The organism is Flavobacterium sp. (genome assembly GCF_044368995.1).
GTDB lineage: Bacteria > Bacteroidota > Bacteroidia > Flavobacteriales > Flavobacteriaceae > Flavobacterium.
Window position 1 is genome coordinate 1 of sequence record NZ_JBIPMS010000172.1, and the last position, 2511, is coordinate 2511.

Below are 2511 nucleotides of genomic sequence, written 5' to 3' on the forward strand. Positions count from 1 at the left end.
CATCAATAATTAATAACTTTCCTTTATCATACGTGGTAACCCATGCTTCGTAACGCTCATTCAATCTGCTTAAATAATCGATAGATATAGAGTTCTCGTAATCTCTGCCACGCTTATGAATTTGGTCTACTAAATTAGGAATTGAACTTCTTAAGTAAATTAGCAAATCTGGCGGACCTACAAGGTCTTCCATTAAATCAAAAAGTAATTTATAATTGGTATAATCTCTATTAGACATTAAACCCATCGCATGCAAATTAGGCGCAAAAATAAAGGCATCTTCATAAATGGTCCTGTCCTGAATAGTTTTTTTTCCTGATTTTCTTATCTCTAAAATTTGTCGAAAACGACTGTTTAAGAAATAAATTTGCAAATTAAAACTCCAACGTTCCATGGAGTGATAAAAATCATCTAAATAAGGATTATCATCTACATCTTCAAAATGCGCTTCCCATCTAAAATGTTTAGATAACAATCTAGTTAATGAGGTTTTTCCAGCCCCAATATTTCCTGCAATAGCTATATGCATATTTTATTTTTTTATTTGATAGGTACTTAATTGATTGTTGGTAAAAATAGAAAAAATTCCTTCTGTATAGAAAAAATTAGTTATCAAATTTTCATTAATATCTATTCTTGTTGATAATTGATTTTCAAAGGTATAATAATAAATTTTATCATCAAAAAGATAAAACAAATCTCTTTGACTTAAAAAAAATATTTTTTCAAAAGCAATTACTTTGCCTAAATTTATTATTTTACCGAATTTAGAAATTGAATAACAATTGTTTTCATTATCAATCCAATACAAATAATTATAATCAGATTGAGAATACTTAATGTTTTTAATTGGGTTAGATAGAAATTTAAATTGTTTAGAATTCAAATTATACAAACCTATTAGCTGACTTAAACTATCATAAAACCAAAATTCATTTTGAGAAGCAGGTTTTAAAAATTCGCAATTGATGTCCGAAAAAATAGTAGTATTAATTTCATTAAGCTGAGCATCTAACAAAACAAAAGCATTGTTTTCTTTATAAAAAATAAGCGTTTGTAACATATTAAATGTTTCTACACTTGAAATTTTTCCAAATGTATTGTTAGCATAATTTAACGTGTCTATTTTATTAATTTTATACAAATTATTACTTGAAGAAAAATAAGAATTCCCAGATAAATCATTTCCCCAATAAGTACTGTACTTATATGGTTTATTGCCTACACGCTCTACATGAATGTTTTGAGCTTTAGCACAATAAACGGTTAAAATAAATAGAAGAAAAAATCGCATAGTTTTAATATTAACACAAAAATAACAAATTACTATGTAACTATTAGCTATTTTTAGAGTCTAATAAAATAAAAAATTAACTAAATATGAAAAAAATATTTATAGCCGTAGTGGGTTTAACAACTTTTATTGCCACTGCACAGAAAGATTTCCAAGGAATGGCGGTTTATGAATCTAAAACGTCGACATCAGAATTTGCTAAAAATTTTGACGGAAACAAAGACATGACTCCAGAAATGAAAAATCAAATTATGGAAAGAATGAAAAAAATGTTTGAAAAAACCTACATTCTAAATTTCGATAAATCGGCCTCAATATATAAAGAAGAAGAAAAACTTGATGCACCCGGACAACAAGGTGGTGGAAGAATGATGGCTTCATTTATGGGCGGTGGCGGAACGTATTTTAAAAACGTTAAAGAAAAACAATACACCGTTGACAAAGAAGTATTTGGAAAAGAATTTTTGATAAAAGACTCGTTGCCAAATTTAAAATGGGTACTAAGTGACGAATCTAAAAAAATTGGCGATTACACTTGTTTTAAAGCAACAGCAATCAAAGAAGCCAGTAAAACGGATTTTAGAAATTATAGAAGAAAAAAAGAAGCACCAAAAAAAGAAACAGAGGTAGGAAAAGTTGACGAAAAAGATACTTCTGAGAAAAAAGAAGAAAAGAAAACCAACTTTTTTGAAGACATTGACATGCCAAAAGAAGTTACTGTTACCGCATGGTATTGTCCAGAAATTCCTGTAAACCAAGGCCCTGATGAATATTGGGGGTTACCAGGATTAATAATGGAAGTTAATGACGGAAAAACCATAATTATGTGTTCGAAATTAGTATTGAATGTAAAAGAGAAAATCGAAATCAAAGCGCCAACTGGTGGTGACAAAGTCTCACAAAAAGAATACGACGATATAATGGTGAAAAAAATGAAAGAAATGAGCGAAATGGGCGGCGGTCCTGGCTCAAGAGGCGGTATGCAAATGAGATATTCTAGATAAATAATAACTTTTATTAATCCCCAAATATTATGAAAAATTTACCTAAATTATGTTTACTACTTTTCTCTGCAACCCTTTTTGGGCAAGATTTTTATGGAAAAGTGGAATACCAAACCATTCGAAATAAATCTAAAAAAGAAGCGATTTCAGTTTCAAAAGAATCTGAAAAAGAAGCGGCGGAAGATGCAATAATTGGTTTTGATAAAGAAGCAA

The 2511-nt window shown here is 29.2% G+C and carries 4 protein-coding genes; 2 read left to right on the forward strand and 2 right to left on the reverse strand.

Going from position 1 to position 2511, the window contains the following annotated elements; genetic code table 11:
* Both ACIQ2I_RS08965 and ACIQ2I_RS08970 read right to left on the reverse strand, forming a co-directional pair.
* Positions 1 to 529, reverse strand: a 529-nt coding sequence (locus tag ACIQ2I_RS08965; RefSeq protein ID WP_396182066.1) for a deoxynucleoside kinase, incomplete at its 3' end; no start/stop codon positions are given.
* A gap of 3 nt (positions 530 to 532) precedes the next feature.
* Positions 533 to 1294, reverse strand: coding sequence for a hypothetical protein (locus tag ACIQ2I_RS08970; RefSeq protein WP_396182067.1), 762 nt, complete (start codon positions 1292 to 1294; stop codon positions 533 to 535).
* 86 nt (positions 1295 to 1380) lie between these two features.
* On the opposite strand from ACIQ2I_RS08970, the gene ACIQ2I_RS08975 reads away from it, so the two are divergent.
* Together ACIQ2I_RS08975 and ACIQ2I_RS08980 are read left to right on the forward strand one after the other, a co-directional pair.
* Entirely contained in the window at positions 1381 to 2298 is a 918-nt protein-coding gene (locus tag ACIQ2I_RS08975) for a GLPGLI family protein (RefSeq protein WP_396182068.1), read from the forward strand.
* A 29-nt stretch (positions 2299 to 2327) separates the two neighbouring features.
* On the forward strand, positions 2328 to 2511 hold a 184-nt coding region (locus ACIQ2I_RS08980), incomplete at its 3' end, for a hypothetical protein (RefSeq protein ID WP_396182069.1).